The sequence below is a fragment of the Companilactobacillus metriopterae genome (assembly GCF_004117915.1).
Taxonomy (GTDB): Bacteria; Bacillota; Bacilli; order Lactobacillales; family Lactobacillaceae; genus Companilactobacillus; species Companilactobacillus metriopterae.
This window is the reverse complement of record NZ_RSTD01000003.1, coordinates 160,551-176,694: the sequence shown is the minus strand read 5'-3', so window position 1 is coordinate 176,694 and position 16,144 is coordinate 160,551. Positions and strand designations below refer to the sequence as shown.

Below are 16,144 nucleotides of genomic sequence, written 5' to 3'. Positions count from 1 at the left end.
GAAATTAACTAAGCTCTTTTTTTGAATGCTTGGTAATATAATACAAAATTAATCAAACTCAATATTAATATGAATACAAATCCACGATGAGATCCGACTGCAGTTGCAGTCGCATAAGAAACTCCTGCAGATTTATCAGATGACATAAAAGCTGCCATAACTGTGGTACCTAATGAACCTGCAAATTGTTGACCAGTATTAAAAATCGCATTGGCATCTGGAGTTAATTCTCTTGGGACACTCTTTAACCCATAAGTTAACGAATTACCAAATGCCATTGAACGACCAAAACTAAATACTGTATAAAATATTATTATCATTGCAACTGTAAGATTCAATCCAAAAACAGTGAATCCAATTGCCGATATTGTAACCAAGATACTTCCACTAATTATCGGTATTTTTGCACCGTAGCGATCTAGTAGATGACCGAACCATGGCTGACTTATTGCAGTTAACAGAGAACCAGGTAATAGCACCAATCCACCTATTAATGAACTAGCACCAACAACTATCTGAGCATAATTAGGTAGTGAGAAATTCGTTGCTAAATTACAAAATTGTAAAATAACATAAGCTAAAAAACTGTATTTGAACATTGGATTTTTGAAAACTTTAATATTGATCAATTGATTATCACTGCGTTGCGAAACAACATAGTATAGAGCAAACGCGATAATAGCTGCCAATATAGTTCCTAAAAATTGCCAGCTACCAACACCTGAAATAGATAAATTACTAAATCCTAACATTGTCAAAACTAGCCCTGCCGCTAGTAATACAAATTGTTTTAATTCAAACCTAGTCTTCTTTATTGGTGAAACTTGATGAATTGTTTTTATTCCGATGAACATTAAGATGAAAATCACTGGTAGTGTTGACCAGAATATCATTCGCCAATCTGCCAATGAAACCATCAATCCACCATAAGTAGGACCCGTTGCAGGAGCAATCATAATAACTAAAGCGGCTATTCCTATATAAAAGCCAAGTTTTGAAATAGGGACATTTTCTAAAATAATGTTGTACATCAATGGAATAGATATTCCAGCTGAAAATGCTTGAATTATTCTACCAAATAAAAGAATTGGAAAATTTGGAGAAAAAATACAAATTAAATCACCAACGACAAAAAATATTGTAGCGGCAATAAATAACGTTTTGCTTTTAAAACGTTGTTTTAAATAGGCTGAAATAATCATCAAAATAGCAACCGTCAACAAGTATCCTGTCGTTATCCATTGAACTAAATTGAGAGAAACATTCATCGATTTCATCAGCGTTGGAAAAGTTACATTCATAGATGTCTCAGTTAAAATACTCAAAAATGCTACTAAAGCCACTGAAAATATTGAAACGAGATCTTTTTTGGAGACTTTTTCGTTTTCTTTCATATGTATAACCTTTCCAAACAGTATGACTTTATTATCGGTTAAAACTAGGTCAGAAATCAAATTTTGTTTAGTATAAAAAAATTTATTATTCTTATTGTAATTTAACTTGAAGAATCGCATTATGTAGTAAACATCGATATAGTGTTGAGAATTATAACTCAGAGTGATAATAAAGGAGAACATAATCATGGGTCTTTTTAGTAAAAAAATTAAAGATATTACTGTTACAACTATTGCAGAAGGAAAATACGTTCCAATTGAAAAAGTACCTGATAAGGTATTTTCTAGCAAAATGATGGGTGATGGATTTGCAATCTTGCCTAGTAACGGAAAAATATATGCTCCCGTATCAGGAACTGTGGCAAGTGTCTTCCCTACTAAACACGCTATTACAATCAGTGAAAAGAATGGTTTACAAATTTTAATTCACTTGGGAATTGATACTGTTGAACTTAATGGTGTACCTTTCAACATACTGGTTCAAGAAGGTGAAAAAATTAAACAAGATCAATTAATTGCTGAAATTGATCTTCAAAAATTGAAGGATTCACAAAAAGATAGCACGTGTATGATGCTTATTACCAATATGGATGATGTTAAGGAACTTACTAATTTAGATTTAGCCGATTCATCAGCTATAACAGTTGGAACTGACATGGTCGAAGCTAAATTAAAATAGTAACTCATGGGCACTTCAAAGTACCTACTTTAATTTAAATGTAATTGGGTATATATTTGAGACAAAATAACTATTTGAGGTGTGAACATGGACTTATACTTAGAGAATAAAACAGCACTTATAACTGGATCTACAAAGGGTATTGGTAAAGCTATCGCTACAGAGTTAGCACGAGAGGGTGTAAATGTAGTCATTAATGGACGCAGCCAATCAGGTGTTGATGCTGTAGTAAATGAATTAAAGAAAGAATTTCCAAATACTACTCCAAAAGGAGTAGCTGCTGATTTATCAAAGAAGTCTGATCAAGAAAAATTATTTGAAACTTTTCCTAAAATAGATATATTAGTTAACAACATGGGTATTTTTGATCAAGTTGATTACTGGTCATTAGAAGACGAAGACTGGAAGAAATATTTTGATATCAATGTTTTATCTGGTAATGCCTTGGCAAAACACTATCTTAAAAACATGCTAGATCAAGATTTCGGTCGTATTATCTTTATTGCTAGTGAGGAAGCAATTATGCCTTCTGGTGGCATGGCTCCATATAGTATGTCAAAAGCTATGAACCTATCTCTAGCCCAAAACCTATCACAACTAACCGTTGGTACACACGTCACTGTGAATACTATCTTACCTGGACCAACACGTACTGAAGGTGTTGAACAAATGCTTAAAGATATGTATCAAGATACTGACATCCCTGAAAAAGACTGGGGTGATCATTTCATGAAAACTGAAAGATCACGTTCTCAAATACAAAGACTAATCAAACCATCTGAAGTTGGTAGACTTGCCGCATTCGTATCAAGTCCAAGCTCATCATCATTCTCTGGTGAAGCCATCCGTGTTGAAGGTGGATTAGTTCCTACAATGTTCTAACAAAAAAATCATGACATAATGTCATGATTTTTTATTTTACTTCAGTATATTCATCAATGGTTTTACCATCTGCATCTTTCAAAACTAACCAACTATTTGTCCCTGCGTAGTATAGAAAATTACCTACTTCATTGACACTCTTTAAAATAATATCTTCGGTAGTTTTGCCATCTTTAATCTTATCAGCTTGCTCTGTTCGCAGTTGTTCTGTGAAACGTGCAGCAAATCCTACTGAACCATCTTTATTAAGTGGAACATCTGTTTTTAGAGTTGCACCCTTCTTGATGAGCATTTCATTTCTCTTTTGCCAGTAAACCGTTGCCTTACTATCGAAAGCATCCACATAGAAAGGAATAGTACTAACCTCTTTGTTCCAACGATGTAATTTTTTAGCAGGAGCTTTTTTAACTGGAGCAAACTGATAGCCAAATCTTGATAGAACTAAAAAGATTACTTTGACATACTCAACTGCAGTTTTTTTCATATTAGTAGGAACAGGTTGTTCTTCAAGAGGTATTTTTGCTCCCAGTTCTATCAATTCATTGTTCAAACTACGAGCCAAATAGTCCACTTCAAAATCTGGATTTGCTGTGATTTGAATTAATTCATCATAATCTTCTGCAATTGTAGCAGCTGATGCATCAACTATCTTGTGTTTATTCAGAGCAATCTTGAAAATACTTTCTTCTGTAGAATCCGCAGAACTTATAGTAATTTCAACAGGTAATTCTTCTACTTTAATATGAGTAGAATCTGTAGTTAAATCAGCACTAACTTTCGTCATAATTATCTCCTTAAATTAAATCCAACCATGATCATTAGCAACATTAATCGCCTCAATACGTGAACTAGAACCAGTTTTACTAAGTATTGAAGAGATATAATTACGAACTGTTCCTTCTGATAAAAATAATGTGTTGGCAATATCAGCAGTTTTTGAACCATCACTAATCATCTTTATTATCTCTGTCTCACGTTCATTAAATGGATTTTCTTCAGCTGTTAATACTGATTTTACCAAATCAGGAGAATATATTGTATCTCCTTTCATAATATTATGAATAGCATCGATTAAATAATCAGTTTTACTATCTTTCAACAAATATCCATTTACTTCAGCATTTACAGCTTTTTGGAAGTAATTCTTCTGTGCAAAAACAGTAAGAATAACTACTTTTGTATCTAAATCTTTGATTTGTTCTGCCACTTCAAGCCCTGTCATCTTAGGCATTTCGATATCTAATATTGCTAGATCAGGTTTCAATTGTCGAATTTCTTCAAGAGCTTTTTCACCGTCTGTAGCGGTTCCGATCACTTGAAAATCATCTTCCAATGACAAAATTTCTGATAACGCTGAAATTAGTATTTCTTGATCCTCAGCTAAATATATTGATACCATATTATTTCTCCTTTGGAAGTTGAGCAGTAATTGTTGTACCGTCATCCGAGTTAATAGTTATTTTTCCATTTGGTATATTAAATCGCTTCTTCATACCATCTAATCCGAAAGAATTCTCTCGAACGTCAGCTTCACTAAATCCAACTCCGTCATCTGTTATGGTCATGGTTACAAAATCATTATTTTCATCAAAGTTAATATGAACATGCAGTGCTTTAGAGTACCTAATAATATTGGTAGTAGCTTCTTTTATTGTTGCTGCAAAAATATTTTGAATATCAGTAGGCCAAGTATTGGCTGCTTTTTCATTAGTGGTTTCTAGAATAATATTAGAGTCTCTTAAGAGATTACTCTCTTTTAAAATAACTTCTGATATAGTTTCCTTGCGAAGATCGGTTACTATTTCTCTAATTAGATTAAGGTTGTCCCGAGATAATTTTTCAATTTCTATCATTTGATCATTAGCTTTAGCATAATTCTCTTTTTTTATTAACTTTTGTGCCAATTCTGATTTCAAAGTTATCGCTGACATAACCTGACCTACTTGGTCATGAAGATCTTGCGATATTCTCTCACGTTCATCCATCTTGACTACTTGTAGTAGTCGCTCGTAATCAGCTGATGTTTGAGCACTTTTAGTATATGCATTAGTCAGAGATCTGGCTACAATTGGTGATGCAAAAACAAATATTAATATAAATATCATTTCTGAAATATAGTAAGCACTAGAGAATAAATCAGATTTAATCTGATAAATGTAGCAAGCAATACCAATTGCTGCGACTGTATAATATCCAGTAACTAATCTTCTAAAATACTGCTCACTAATCCTAAAACTCCCAATCACCCAGGCACAATACACAAATATATAAGGATTTCTAAATAATGCAGTAAATATAAAACCCAAAATAATCTGAGTAATTACATATGGCAAAAAATTCTTACGATCTGCAAAGGTATTTCGATAAATAACTAAAAATACAAATATTAACACTATTTGTATTTTTTTAGATAACGTATCAAAAGGTATCAAATTAGCCACCATAAATATAAGCCACACAAGCCAGAAATAAGGTGCCAATCCTAATCTTTTAGGAAATAAAACATATTTTTGAAGGAATGATTTCATATTTTCTCACTCTTTTTTAAGATTTATCAAATACATAGCTACTAAAAATGCCACTGTCCAACAACTTAATCCTATAATATCTGTGACATGAAAGCTGGAATTTAATACAACTGATTTCATGATATTAGAAAGTTGATATACCGGAGTTAATTTACCTATATGTTGAAGCCATTCAGGGAACATCCTCAATGGCCACCATAACCCACCAAGGATAGCTAATAGAAATACTCCAATATTGTTCAAAACATTAACTAGATTTATATTACCAGACTGAGATATTAATAAACCTAGAATATCAAAAGGTATCGTACCTATTACAAACACTAATATTAAATTAATCCATGTACCAGCTGAGATATGAATGCTATTCACCAAACCACCAACTAATCCTATCAATAAAAATGATATTAGCTTCATAGCAATTAAAACCACAATCACTGAAGCATAATATTGAATTTTTGAAATAGGCGATAGTTTTACAAATAATTCAAATTTATTCTGTTTGTCGCTCAAGATAAAGTTAGAAAACGTTGTTATTGATATCAAGGTTGCACTAAATATCAACATGCTAATTAAATATTCTTTGTTCCATTCTTCGGTTAGAGGACCTGATTGATTTACAGGTAATATCTTAGTGTAAAGTAAATAGAAAAATGCTGGGAAAATTACATCATAAATAAAAAAGCTCTTGTTTCGCAAAGCTAATCGTAAAAAATTGATTTTTGTTTGATATATAAAATCAGTCATTATCTTGTCCCCCTTTACTTAAATTTTTAAATATTGTTTCCAATGTATTTTGCTCAATGCTTAAATTTGATATTTCATCATAAAAAACTTGAAAATCTTTCAAAAATTCAATCAAGTTATTCGTTGTGATGATGAAATGTTGACCGTTTTGCTTAATAGTTTTAATTGATTCAATTTTTTTAAAATTAACAAGATTAACCTGCGAATCAAACTGTATCTGTGTACTTTCCTGATCCTTACGTAAATCGTCTAATGTTCCTTGAAATACAAACTTTTCATTTTGAAGAATCATGATTTTTGTTGCTATATTTTGAAGCTCTTCTATGTAATGACTAGTTACGAAGAATGTCTTACCTTGATTTTTTAGTTTTAATACAGTATTCCAAAATTTTTCACGATTCATGACGTCCATGCCATTTGTAGGTTCGTCCAAAAAAATCAAATCAGGATCACCCGCTAAAGCAACCGCAAACGATAATAATCGTTTTTGACCTCCTGATAAATCTGTTACTAATTCATTTTCTTTAGACTTAAGATTAGAAAGAGATATTAATTCTTTATAATCCACAGGATTTTTATAATATGACCTAGCTAGATTAATCGTTTCTTTAACTTTAATTTTTTCTAGCGATATATCTTGCTGTGGCATGACCCCTATGCGTTCTCTTAATGACTTATCTTTAATTGAAGTGTTACCAAATATCATTACTTTTCCTGAAGATCTTTCAGTTAAATTATTAATAATGTTAATTAATGTAGATTTACCGGCTCCATTTTCTCCAATTAAAGCCACGATTTCACCACTTTCACTGGTAAAACTTATATTTTTTAAAACCGTGTTTGATCCATATTTTTTTGTTATATTTTCAATCTTTAAAATTTCAGTCATAATCCCCTCACCTCAAAGCCAATTTTATATAGGTTTGAGTTATTACAGTAGTAAAAGTCATCACAAAAAAACATGACAAATGTCATAGTAAATTTTGATTGCTTTTCCCTGTAAACGTGATATGATTTCTATCAAATATAAATAACGGAGGTAGATATGTTCTTATTATTTGCACTTTTTATGGTTCTATTTTTCTTTGGAGTAGCCGGACCATTTTTATTTAAGTTGATAGGGACAATACTGCTAATTGTATTCGCAATATTATTCATCAAATTAGCATTTTGGATATTCCTTATCGGTATAGCAATTGCCGGTATTTCTAGAATATCTAGAATATAAAAAGAGACCTTTTAAGGTCTCTTTTTTTGTATTAATTTTTTAAATATCTCATAATGTTATTAAGTTTTAATAAAACTGGCGTCCAATAGAAATACATAAGTGATACTTTTAACTATATGAAATAGGGTGGAAAAATGTATCTTAGTAAAAAGTTTGAGAAGTTTGTATTTTTTATTATATTCGTCTATTATTCTATAGTTTCATTCCTAATCATCCCTACTGGTGATGATTTTTTTTGGTGGGGTAAACAAGGTCACTATTTACTAACACATGGTTTCTACAGTTTAGATCCTTCGTATGGTGGGAGTAGTAATGGTAGATATTTGGGAAATTTATCTATAATACTAATTATGCACAGTCAGATATTTGCAATCATCTACTACGCTTTTATACTTACATTATTCATTTGGTGTATTTATCAAATAACCGGAAAAACATTACCGTCATTGATATTATCGCTATCACTTTTTTTCATAATACAAGTAGGCTATTTACAAAGTATATTTCTATGGTATGCCGGCTTTGTTAATTACCTTCCACCTGTAACTTTAATGTTATTAGCAATCATAATTTTCAAAAAATATATCGACGAAGAAGTAAAAAATAAAAATTTAATATCATCAGCTATGTTTGTAATTGCCCTGATAGGTGGACTATTTGTAGAACACTTTACCATGTATCAATTATTTGTTGGTATAGTCGCCATCATATCTACTATTTATTTTAATAAAGTAGGTAGTTTGAAGAAATCTTTAATTCCAGCTGTATCTTACTTGTTGGGTGCTATCTTTTCTACCTGTATAATGTTCTCAAATCCTTCTTACTATCACAATTCCAGTAGCTACAGAGAAACAAATTTCACAATTAATAACTCTACAAATATTTTTATCAATTATTCTCATTTTTGGATAATTACATTCAACTATTTCTTTATTATTTTGATTTGTCTATCCGTAGTTTTCATTGCATATAAAGAAGTTATCAACAGAAAATTGAAAATAACGTTGATTTCTCTAGCAATATTTTTTATCTCATATTATTTGATAATCAATATATTTATACATCTAAACTATAGAATAGATGAGTTATCACAAATAATTAATTTCCCATTTCAGATTGCTATCTTTGATTTTACAATCTCAATTCTATTTTATATTTACTTGTTTATTACAACTATTATTTTATACAATCCATCATCAAAAAATAATAAATATGTTCTTTTCTATCTATTTAGTTCAGTTGCATTATTTGTCCCTTTTATTTTTATACTATCTCCAGTTTTTGCCAGAGAGTATTTTGGTGCTTCTATTTTCTTAATAATTATAAGTATAATCTATGCTAATCGAGCTTTTGATTATTTGGATATCAGTTTAAAATACTTATTCATAGGTCTAGCAACTTTATCTATAATTTTAAATTCACTGTCAGTTATTTATATGATGACTAGCAATAGTATAGCAAATACAAACAGAGTTACTGATAGTAAGTTTCTTTATGAAGATGCGATTTTAAATAAAAACGTTCCTTATAAATCATTTGTATTTCTAAATGATGATCTTAAAATGCAGTCTCCTGAGTACTATAAATTTAGGTCGAATTTTAATATAGAAAATTATATTTACAAATAAAAATAAACCAATCAACAATTTATTGTTAATTGGTTTATTCAAATTTAGAACCATTTTAAAATTACATTTTTTACTTCAGGAGACCATAGAACTGTTCCATGATTTTGATTATTACATTCAGTAACACTTTGAGGGAACACTAGAGATGCACATAAAGCACTATCTTCAGCAATCACTCCATCACTAGCAATATTTGTAGGAAATGCATCATTTGTTGGATCTTTTGCAACAAATGTATTTACAGTGCCACTGTATTTAATTTTGGCTTTATCTGCAATAACTTCTTTCACAAAACCTGTTTGTTGAACCGTTACTGCTTTACCGTTATAAGGAGTTGCAATAGTTATAATATTATTTACATAACTTGGTGAATAAGTTTCTAACCATCTAACAACAGCATTTCCACCATTAGAGTGTCCCATAATATTAAGCTTATCAGTTGCTCCTTCAGCATTTCTAAATAATGTAACAGCATTCTGCAAATAATAAGGTAAATTTTCTAATTCTCCTACTAGATAATTATTTGTTTTAAAAACTACTGTTGCATACTTTGATCCTGGTACTCTTTTATAAAATGAAGCAGTACCATTTTTCTCTACTTCGATAATATTAAACATACTAGGGTTTACTCCCCAGTGTTGTGCGACTGAGGGACCATTTGAATAATCATTTACTATAAAATTTCTATCTGAACCTGAACCACCTACGAATATATTTAACATTTTAATTTACTCCCTTTCTTGTTGGAAAGAACTGTCCGTACATAAGACTTGTTCCTGTTGCATCATTAATATTAATATATTGATTATTACCTATCTTGTATCCTGTTCTTCCATTTGTTGTATAAATTCCATCTGATAAAATTTGATGTCCTAAATTATAGTGTAACCCTGTTATTGCATTACCATTGTAATCAAAATAATCTGGTGCAACACTATTTACATTAATTATCTTTGTTATTGGCGTAACATTTCCTCCAGGTAAAGAACCTGATGAGGAAGTCAATTTTGAATTTGGGAACACATGATTCATACTATAAAAATAAGAGCTGTCCACTTTAAAACCTGTTTGAAATTTCTTAGTCCCTACACCATTAGAGTTAGTTGAACCACTATACATTTCAATACCTGTCTTTGTTACAAAACTAGAACCATCTGCAACATCTAAACCTTTTGCTGAGGATAATTGTTGATATCTATCTACAACGTATGGAGTAAATTGTCTATTAGGTCCAAGATAATCAAAGTCTCTATTAACTGTTACTGTATAATTTCCATCTGAACTATCAAAATCAGATACAATATTTTGTCCAGGTTTATCTAATCTTGCCCATTCAGTTCCGTCCACTTTAAAGTACTTATAACCTGTCAATTCATCATAAGCATATTCTTGAGATTGCCATGAAGTAAAAGTGCCTAGACTTCTACCATTTTGAGCAAAAGTATTGCCCGATAATATATATAGATCCGCTACCGTTGATTGTGTCGAAAAGACACCTTTAAAACTAAATCTTCTAATCATATTTAATTCTCCTTATTTTAAATTTATTTTTATTTTATGTTTATTATTTTTTAGATTTGATATCTTCTAATTCAATAAATAATGTCTTTATTTTTTCTTCATGAGACGTTAATTTTATCTCATGAGAATCAAGAACTTTACTTAAAAGTTCATAACTATTATTTATTTTTTTTAATTGAATTGTTAGATTATCAATTTTATCTATTATGGGTGATAAAATGAGCTTTCTAACAAACCAAGTTAATACTCCTATTAAACTTGTTAATAAAAAGAACAGATTCACCCATTCATCCAAAAACAACCCTAAAAATTTGTGCATTGTCTAGTTTCATATAAATCAATAAATTTACCTGATATATCCTTACTCCTTTCTTTAAATATTTATCAATATAATTTTAGTAAATATACAATTTTATTTAATACTGCATTAAATTTAAATAAAAAACACCTTGTTTAATTGGCATTCTTTTAATTATTGACTTAACAACAGGAATTCATATAATATTGTACCTATAGGTATTTATTAGAATTATAAGATATTAAGTTGAATCTATTCAACTTTTTAAGTATAGTTGAATATAATCAGTAAGTCAATAATAAGGAGCTTTTTTATGGACAAAAATTTAAAGGAAATAGTTGAAGAGCTTATTCTTTCTTCTGACAAAGTAAAGAACGTTGCTAGCTTAGAGCGGGAGTTAGGGCTTTCCAAAGGAACTATAAGTAAATGGAATAATTCAAATAATGTTCAATCATCTAATTTATTGAAAATTGCTGATTTTTTTGATGTATCAATTGACTATCTAATGAACAGAAAAAAAGACAACTTTAAAAATCCAGAAGAATGGTATAGGATTGATACAAGAAATTTAACAGATACAGAAATTGAAGAAATAAAATCAAAAATTGACGAATATTCAAAATTTCTTCATCTTCAAATTGAAAATGATAAAGATACAAAAAAGACAAATAAAAAAACATAAACCATTACAGTTTATGTTTTTTTATTTGTCTTTTTTTATAAAACACTCTGCAAAATAGTCTTTTTCAGATTCTAATATACTAACATTATTAATACTATCCATTAATAGACAACGTGTGCCATTATTTAATTCCACTTTTGAATCTATTATTAAATGATATATCTCATGTAATATAGTGTATTGCTTTTCCGAACCATCCATAAAAGGATTTATTCCAATCGCATAAATTCCACTATCAAAAATAATTTGTCCTTTTATTCTCATCAAAAGTGGATCAGTTTTTTCTATGGGCAAATCAAAAACTTTAATATTAAAAGATTCTAATAGCTTGTCTATATAGTTACCAGTTGTAATAGAATCATTTAAACTAATAACTTTGTTTAATAACGACTCAGAATAAATATTATTTTTATCTTCCAAAATAATCCTCCTGTATTTCAGCGAAGGCGAACATACGTTCTTATTATATATTATAACTTCCTTTTTTTCAATTCTTGATATTTTAAGTAAGAAATCAATTTACAAAGATATCTAAACTGAATATTCTATATTTTTTATTAAAAGATAAATTATGATAAATATATAAATAATTAGTAACATATCCTATGAAAATAAATTTTTTAAGACTATCATTGGCCTTGTCAGGAGGATATTAATATGACAAAAATAAAAGCAGTAGGTTTTTATAGTCATTTACCTATCAATGACAGCAATAGTTTTGAAGATGTGGAAATAGATTTACCAAAGGCCACAGGACATGAACTATTAGTTAAAGTCGATGGTGTTTCTGTCAATCCAGTAGATACATTTGTTCGTAAGGGTGGAAGAAAAGACAAATTGTCACATCCCAAAATTATCGGTTGGGATGCAGTTGGTTCAGTAGTTGAAAAGGGTGATGATTCAACTTTATTTAATATCGGAGATCGAGTTTGGTACGCTGGTGATTTTACAAAATCAGGTAGTGACGCCCAATATCAGACAGTTGATGAAAGAATTGTTGGAATGGCACCAAACAATCTTGATGATAGTCAATCTGCAGCCGTTCCACTTGTTGGACTGACTGCCTATGAGTCATTATTTGAAAAGTTAAATCTAACTTTTTCTAATAACGAAGGTAAAACAATTTTGATTATTAACGGCTCTGGTGGCGTCGGATCTATGGCTGTACAATTGGCCAAAATAGCGGGATTGACCGTTATTACTACGGCATCAAGACATGATTCAATGGAATGGGTTAAAAATTTGGGTGCAGATTATGTTGTAGATCATCACAAAGATTTAGTGCCACAAGTAAAAAATTTAGGATATAAGTATGTTGACTATATACTAAATTTGAATAATCTAGATGCCCACTGGAATGAGATTGCTGAATTGATAAAACCCGATGGTAATATCGCAGCGTCTACAGAAAATCATCGTCTAATCGATTTACAAAAGCTAACCAAGAAGCGTGCAACGTTCAGTTGGGAATGGATGTACAGCAAATCATATTATCAAACCGAAGATATGGTTACACAACATGAAATATTGAATCATATAGCAAAACTATATGAAGATAATAGCCTAAAAGTAATAACAACCAAGAATTATTCGCCAATCAATGCTGAGAACCTTAAAAAAGCTCATGCAGACGTGGAGTCTGGTCATATGATTGGTAAGGTAAATATTAATGGTTGGGATGATTAAATTGGAAAAAGAAAAGACCGCTTACGCGGTCTTTTTTTATTATTTTCCAACACCTTCATACAATTCATTTAAATCATAAATTGTATCACTAATATTTTTAAAGTATAAATCATGAGAAACCACTACTACTGTTTTTCCACTTTTTTGTAATTCTAATAATAAGTTACATGCATCTTCTTTGTTATCTTTGTCCAAGGAACCTGTTGGTTCATCAGCAAGAACAATTTCAGATGGTTTCAAAATTGTTTTTGCAATTGCTACTCTTTGTTGCTCACCACCGGACAAAGTATATATTTTAGAGTTTAAATCTATATCAAGATTAACATCTTGAAGCGCTTTTCTTTTAAGCGATTCTTTCTCTTGCTTAGATTTTTTTATATACTGCAATCCAATATCTAAGTTTTGACCCACAGTTTCATCATCGATTAATCCAAAATTTTGGAATAAGTAAGATATTTTATTTCTTCTCATAAGTAATGCCTCACGACTATTTATCTTTGGTGCTTTTTTATTTAGAATAAATATTTCACCTGAACTAGGTTGTTCAAGTAGACCCAACATGTTTAATAATGTTGTCTTACCAGAACCACTTTTCCCAAAGATTGTTACGAATGAATTCTTTTCAATTGTCAGATTTAATCCATCGATTATTTTATTATTTTTATAAGATTTAGATATATTATTAGCTTGAATTGCAATATTGTTATCCATCATTAATAACCTCTTTAATATTTTTATTTTCGAGAGATCTAATACTCATCCATACAGTAAGACACTCTATTATCGTTATAATCACTGTCAATGCAAAATAGGGCGTATTCCCTTGATATCTAGTTATAGTTAACAATAATAATATTATTGCTTGTACAGAAATCAGTATAAATATACTTCTGTATGCTCTAACCTTAGAATAACCTTGTATTCTTTTAAGTAATAACGAACGTTTATTAATCATAAAGTACAGACCCGTTATGTATCCCGTTAAGAAATAGGTAACAAATATTGAGAATAATATTAATGCTGAAGCTTGCATTACATTTCCAATTGACATTTTTAAGTCTTCGAATTGCAAATCTTTTAATTTTACCAATTGTAGATAATTGTCTTGATAATTATTCTTTTTAAGAAGTGGGAGTAATTCTTTATATTTATCTCTGACCGATTTTCCATTTAACGGAATTTTCATAGCGTCTTGATCCCCACCACCATTAAGAAAATTTCTATTTATCCACGAAGAATTATTATACGTGGAAACCAGTATAGGGTAGTTTTCAATTGTTTCCGAGTTACTCAAATTAGTCAATTTTTGATCGTTTTTGATGACTATCGATTGAATTTCAGCAGATTTTCCTGAAACTTGTATTTCATTTGATTTAACTGTATTAATCAGTTGGTCAGTTATACTAATATTTTTCTCTGGAATAAGTACATACAGAATATTTGTAGAATCACTTATGTTAATTGATTTGTTACTTAGATCATAGAGATGAAATTGTTTTAGATAGTTTGGATTTACAATTAGATACTGATTGTTTTTTTCTATATGTTGATCTATAGAGTTAGGATCAAATAAGACTCCACCATCTTTATTTAAGGGTTGGTACATTGTATCATCTAGTTCCTTACTCTCTACTTTAGAATGATACGTGGGATTTTTTGCAAAATAATATGGATAGAATACTGCATATTCATTATCAATTTTATTATCATTATCTGTTGCACTTAAAACATTATATGAGTTAGTAAGTACTAATATCAGCGGAATCAATCCAACGAAGATATTAATTATAAAAACTGATTTTATTATGTATAAAAAGAAAAAGTATCTATTGGAGACTTTGTTATTTTTAATTTTTCCACTTAATTTGGTAGAATGGGCGGAAATTACAAGAACTATTAAAGTTGAAACCATTATTATTACTAATCCAAAAATCAGTGAATAGATTGTACCATTAGTTATTTTCCATCCTAAACAAGCAGCAATTAGTAATTCAATTACTACGCATCCAATTGATAAATATAAAGTTTTTCCAATACATTTTTGCATTGTTTCAAAATATGAATATCCGTTTAGCCTACAAATAGCTATCAATTTCTGATTGTCAAGAATCATTATTATAATAAACAGAATAGTAAATACAAATGCTATTAACAAAAAATTAGATAGATTAGTATTATATCCTTGGAATAAGAAATCTTTGACGTGATAATTTTTATCAGGTTTAAAGTCACTTGATGTAATATTATCTTGGTATTTACTAAATAATTCTGCAGATTTATTTATGAAACGGTCATATTCTTTTGGACTAGATGTTTCTAAATAGAAATCTCCCTCTTGATCATGGGAAGATATCGTCTTCTCTATTGAGTCAATTGAAAAACTAACCCCATGAATCTTTGGTACTCTATCCATATTATCTGACAATTCACTCATATAACTGTCAATTTTGATATTATTTGGACCAACTTGAAACTGTATCCTAGTCCTTGGCTCTGAATAATCTACCTTGTCATTTTTTACTAAACATGAACTATTTATTTCTCTTTTGACATAGGGTATTCCGGTTTCTTTTGATACCTTATTTAAAACGTCTATAAGTTGTTTATATTCTTTTTGTGAATAATTTTTGGTCGGTATTTTAAATAATTTAAATTCTCCTTCGTCCATCCGTGTTAAAACAGCAGTTTTATCAATTGCATATTGTTGACTATTTTGTTTAATTAAAACCAACCCCGAGATAGTAATGAGCAAAACAATAAGTAAGCTTAATATTTTTTTATTCATAATAACCCCCAAATATCCCCTAAAAATTAAAAAATATTAATTAAAAATTATTTTAAAAGCATCATAACATAACTGTAACGTATAGT

At 29.7% G+C, this 16,144-nt stretch carries 18 protein-coding genes; 6 read left to right on the top strand and 12 right to left on the bottom strand.

Features of this window, described 5'->3' with window-relative positions:
- Positions 1 to 8: 8 nt before the first annotated feature.
- Positions 9 to 1,394 carry an MFS transporter gene (locus EKN01_RS07265; RefSeq protein ID WP_129045619.1) on the bottom strand — a complete coding sequence of 462 codons (1,386 nt, stop codon included), beginning with the start codon at positions 1,392 to 1,394 and terminating at the stop codon, positions 9 to 11.
- A gap of 187 nt (positions 1,395 to 1,581) precedes the next feature.
- Here EKN01_RS07265 and EKN01_RS07260 point away from each other — a divergent pair, with 187 nt between their 5' ends.
- Together EKN01_RS07260 and EKN01_RS07255 are read left to right on the top strand one after the other, a co-directional pair.
- On the top strand, positions 1,582 to 2,073 hold the full coding sequence (locus tag EKN01_RS07260; RefSeq protein ID WP_241685268.1) for a PTS sugar transporter subunit IIA: 492 nt from the start codon (positions 1,582 to 1,584) through the stop codon (positions 2,071 to 2,073).
- A gap of 87 nt (positions 2,074 to 2,160) precedes the next feature.
- Positions 2,161 to 2,955, top strand: coding sequence for an SDR family NAD(P)-dependent oxidoreductase (locus tag EKN01_RS07255; RefSeq protein WP_129045618.1), 795 nt, complete (start codon positions 2,161 to 2,163; stop codon positions 2,953 to 2,955).
- A gap of 31 nt (positions 2,956 to 2,986) precedes the next feature.
- Here the strand turns inward: EKN01_RS07255 and EKN01_RS07930 are convergent, their stop codons facing one another.
- Genes EKN01_RS07930 through EKN01_RS07230 form a run of 5 tightly spaced genes read right to left on the bottom strand, consistent with a single transcriptional unit; the run spans position 2,987 to position 7,119 of the window.
- Positions 2,987 to 3,739, bottom strand: coding sequence for a hypothetical protein (locus EKN01_RS07930; RefSeq protein WP_241685267.1), 753 nt, complete (start codon positions 3,737 to 3,739; stop codon positions 2,987 to 2,989).
- A 15-nt stretch (positions 3,740 to 3,754) separates the two neighbouring features.
- The gene (locus EKN01_RS07245; RefSeq protein WP_129045617.1) at positions 3,755 to 4,354 is read right to left on the bottom strand and encodes a response regulator transcription factor; all 600 of its coding nucleotides are present in this window, start codon (positions 4,352 to 4,354) and stop codon (positions 3,755 to 3,757) included.
- 1 nt (position 4,355) lies between these two features.
- Complete coding sequence (locus tag EKN01_RS07240) at positions 4,356 to 5,483, bottom strand: sensor histidine kinase (RefSeq protein WP_129045616.1); 1,128 nt, start codon at positions 5,481 to 5,483, stop codon at positions 4,356 to 4,358.
- A 6-nt stretch (positions 5,484 to 5,489) separates the two neighbouring features.
- Positions 5,490 to 6,230: an ABC transporter permease gene (locus tag EKN01_RS07235; RefSeq protein WP_129045615.1), complete on the bottom strand. Its 741-nt coding sequence runs from the start codon at positions 6,228 to 6,230 to the stop codon at positions 5,490 to 5,492.
- Positions 6,223 to 7,119 carry an ABC transporter ATP-binding protein gene (locus tag EKN01_RS07230; protein WP_129045614.1) on the bottom strand — a complete coding sequence of 299 codons (897 nt, stop codon included), beginning with the start codon at positions 7,117 to 7,119 and terminating at the stop codon, positions 6,223 to 6,225. The genes EKN01_RS07235 and EKN01_RS07230 overlap by 8 nt, the downstream gene beginning before the upstream one ends.
- A 156-nt stretch (positions 7,120 to 7,275) precedes the next feature.
- Here EKN01_RS07230 and EKN01_RS07225 point away from each other — a divergent pair, with 156 nt between their 5' ends.
- Together EKN01_RS07225 and EKN01_RS07220 are read left to right on the top strand one after the other, a co-directional pair.
- Complete coding sequence (locus EKN01_RS07225) at positions 7,276 to 7,458, top strand: hypothetical protein (protein WP_099973990.1); 183 nt, start codon at positions 7,276 to 7,278, stop codon at positions 7,456 to 7,458.
- Between the two features lie 134 nt (positions 7,459 to 7,592).
- Positions 7,593 to 9,086: a DUF6056 family protein gene (locus EKN01_RS07220; RefSeq protein WP_129045613.1), complete on the top strand. Its 1,494-nt coding sequence runs from the start codon at positions 7,593 to 7,595 to the stop codon at positions 9,084 to 9,086.
- A 44-nt stretch (positions 9,087 to 9,130) separates the two neighbouring features.
- Here the strand turns inward: EKN01_RS07220 and EKN01_RS07215 are convergent, their stop codons facing one another.
- The 3 genes from EKN01_RS07215 to EKN01_RS07205 are packed head-to-tail and all read right to left on the bottom strand — an operon-like array spanning position 9,131 to position 10,902.
- The gene (locus EKN01_RS07215; RefSeq protein WP_129045612.1) at positions 9,131 to 9,808 is read right to left on the bottom strand and encodes an alpha/beta hydrolase; all 678 of its coding nucleotides are present in this window, start codon (positions 9,806 to 9,808) and stop codon (positions 9,131 to 9,133) included.
- Between the two features lies 1 nt (position 9,809).
- On the bottom strand, positions 9,810 to 10,607 hold the full coding sequence (locus EKN01_RS07210) for a hypothetical protein (protein WP_129045611.1): 798 nt from the start codon (positions 10,605 to 10,607) through the stop codon (positions 9,810 to 9,812).
- A 43-nt stretch (positions 10,608 to 10,650) separates the two neighbouring features.
- Entirely contained in the window at positions 10,651 to 10,902 is a 252-nt protein-coding gene (locus tag EKN01_RS07205; protein WP_129045610.1) for a hypothetical protein, read from the bottom strand.
- Between the two features lie 316 nt (positions 10,903 to 11,218).
- On the opposite strand from EKN01_RS07205, the gene EKN01_RS07200 reads away from it, so the two are divergent.
- The gene (locus tag EKN01_RS07200) at positions 11,219 to 11,587 is read left to right on the top strand and encodes a helix-turn-helix domain-containing protein (protein WP_129045609.1); all 369 of its coding nucleotides are present in this window, start codon (positions 11,219 to 11,221) and stop codon (positions 11,585 to 11,587) included.
- A gap of 21 nt (positions 11,588 to 11,608) precedes the next feature.
- Here EKN01_RS07200 and EKN01_RS07195 read toward each other — a convergent pair whose 3' ends face one another.
- A complete protein-coding gene (locus tag EKN01_RS07195) occupies positions 11,609 to 12,007 on the bottom strand; it encodes an ImmA/IrrE family metallo-endopeptidase (RefSeq protein ID WP_164966387.1) in 399 nt (132 codons plus the stop codon).
- Positions 12,008 to 12,244: 237 nt separating this feature from the next.
- Between EKN01_RS07195 and EKN01_RS07190 the strand changes: the two genes are divergently transcribed.
- Positions 12,245 to 13,273 carry a zinc-binding alcohol dehydrogenase family protein gene (locus EKN01_RS07190; protein WP_129045607.1) on the top strand — a complete coding sequence of 343 codons (1,029 nt, stop codon included), beginning with the start codon at positions 12,245 to 12,247 and terminating at the stop codon, positions 13,271 to 13,273.
- 39 nt (positions 13,274 to 13,312) lie between these two features.
- Here EKN01_RS07190 and EKN01_RS07185 read toward each other — a convergent pair whose 3' ends face one another.
- Positions 13,313 to 13,987 (bottom strand): putative bacteriocin export ABC transporter, encoded by a 675-nt coding sequence (locus EKN01_RS07185; RefSeq protein WP_206731628.1) that lies wholly within the window; start codon positions 13,985 to 13,987, stop codon positions 13,313 to 13,315.
- On the bottom strand, positions 13,977 to 16,058 hold the full coding sequence (locus EKN01_RS07180) for a DUF1430 domain-containing protein (protein ID WP_129045606.1): 2,082 nt from the start codon (positions 16,056 to 16,058) through the stop codon (positions 13,977 to 13,979). The genes EKN01_RS07185 and EKN01_RS07180 overlap by 11 nt, the downstream gene beginning before the upstream one ends.
- Between the last annotated feature and the right edge of the window lie 86 nt (positions 16,059 to 16,144).

What these genes read in the sequence shown, in the direction of transcription:
- EKN01_RS07215 (WP_129045612.1), bottom strand. Translation starts at nt 9,808, where the DNA reads ATGTTAAATATATTCGTAGGTGGTTCAGGTTCAGATAGAAATTTTATA.
- EKN01_RS07190 (WP_129045607.1), top strand. Translation starts at nt 12,245, where the DNA reads ATGACAAAAATAAAAGCAGTAGGTTTTTATAGTCATTTACCTATCAAT.
- EKN01_RS07185 (WP_206731628.1), bottom strand. Translation starts at nt 13,987, where the DNA reads ATGATGGATAACAATATTGCAATTCAAGCTAATAATATATCTAAATCT.
- EKN01_RS07210 (WP_129045611.1), bottom strand. Translation starts at nt 10,607, where the DNA reads ATGATTAGAAGATTTAGTTTTAAAGGTGTCTTTTCGACACAATCAACG.
- EKN01_RS07240 (WP_129045616.1), bottom strand. Translation starts at nt 5,483, where the DNA reads ATGAAATCATTCCTTCAAAAATATGTTTTATTTCCTAAAAGATTAGGA.
- EKN01_RS07265 (WP_129045619.1), bottom strand. Translation starts at nt 1,394, where the DNA reads ATGAAAGAAAACGAAAAAGTCTCCAAAAAAGATCTCGTTTCAATATTT.
- EKN01_RS07200 (WP_129045609.1), top strand. Translation starts at nt 11,219, where the DNA reads ATGGACAAAAATTTAAAGGAAATAGTTGAAGAGCTTATTCTTTCTTCT.
- EKN01_RS07220 (WP_129045613.1), top strand. Translation starts at nt 7,593, where the DNA reads ATGTATCTTAGTAAAAAGTTTGAGAAGTTTGTATTTTTTATTATATTC.
- EKN01_RS07930 (WP_241685267.1), bottom strand. Translation starts at nt 3,739, where the DNA reads ATGACGAAAGTTAGTGCTGATTTAACTACAGATTCTACTCATATTAAA.
- EKN01_RS07260 (WP_241685268.1), top strand. Translation starts at nt 1,582, where the DNA reads ATGGGTCTTTTTAGTAAAAAAATTAAAGATATTACTGTTACAACTATT.
- EKN01_RS07230 (WP_129045614.1), bottom strand. Translation starts at nt 7,119, where the DNA reads ATGACTGAAATTTTAAAGATTGAAAATATAACAAAAAAATATGGATCA.
- EKN01_RS07255 (WP_129045618.1), top strand. Translation starts at nt 2,161, where the DNA reads ATGGACTTATACTTAGAGAATAAAACAGCACTTATAACTGGATCTACA.
- EKN01_RS07245 (WP_129045617.1), bottom strand. Translation starts at nt 4,354, where the DNA reads ATGGTATCAATATATTTAGCTGAGGATCAAGAAATACTAATTTCAGCG.
- EKN01_RS07235 (WP_129045615.1), bottom strand. Translation starts at nt 6,230, where the DNA reads ATGACTGATTTTATATATCAAACAAAAATCAATTTTTTACGATTAGCT.
- EKN01_RS07180 (WP_129045606.1), bottom strand. Translation starts at nt 16,058, where the DNA reads ATGAATAAAAAAATATTAAGCTTACTTATTGTTTTGCTCATTACTATC.
- EKN01_RS07225 (WP_099973990.1), top strand. Translation starts at nt 7,276, where the DNA reads ATGTTCTTATTATTTGCACTTTTTATGGTTCTATTTTTCTTTGGAGTA.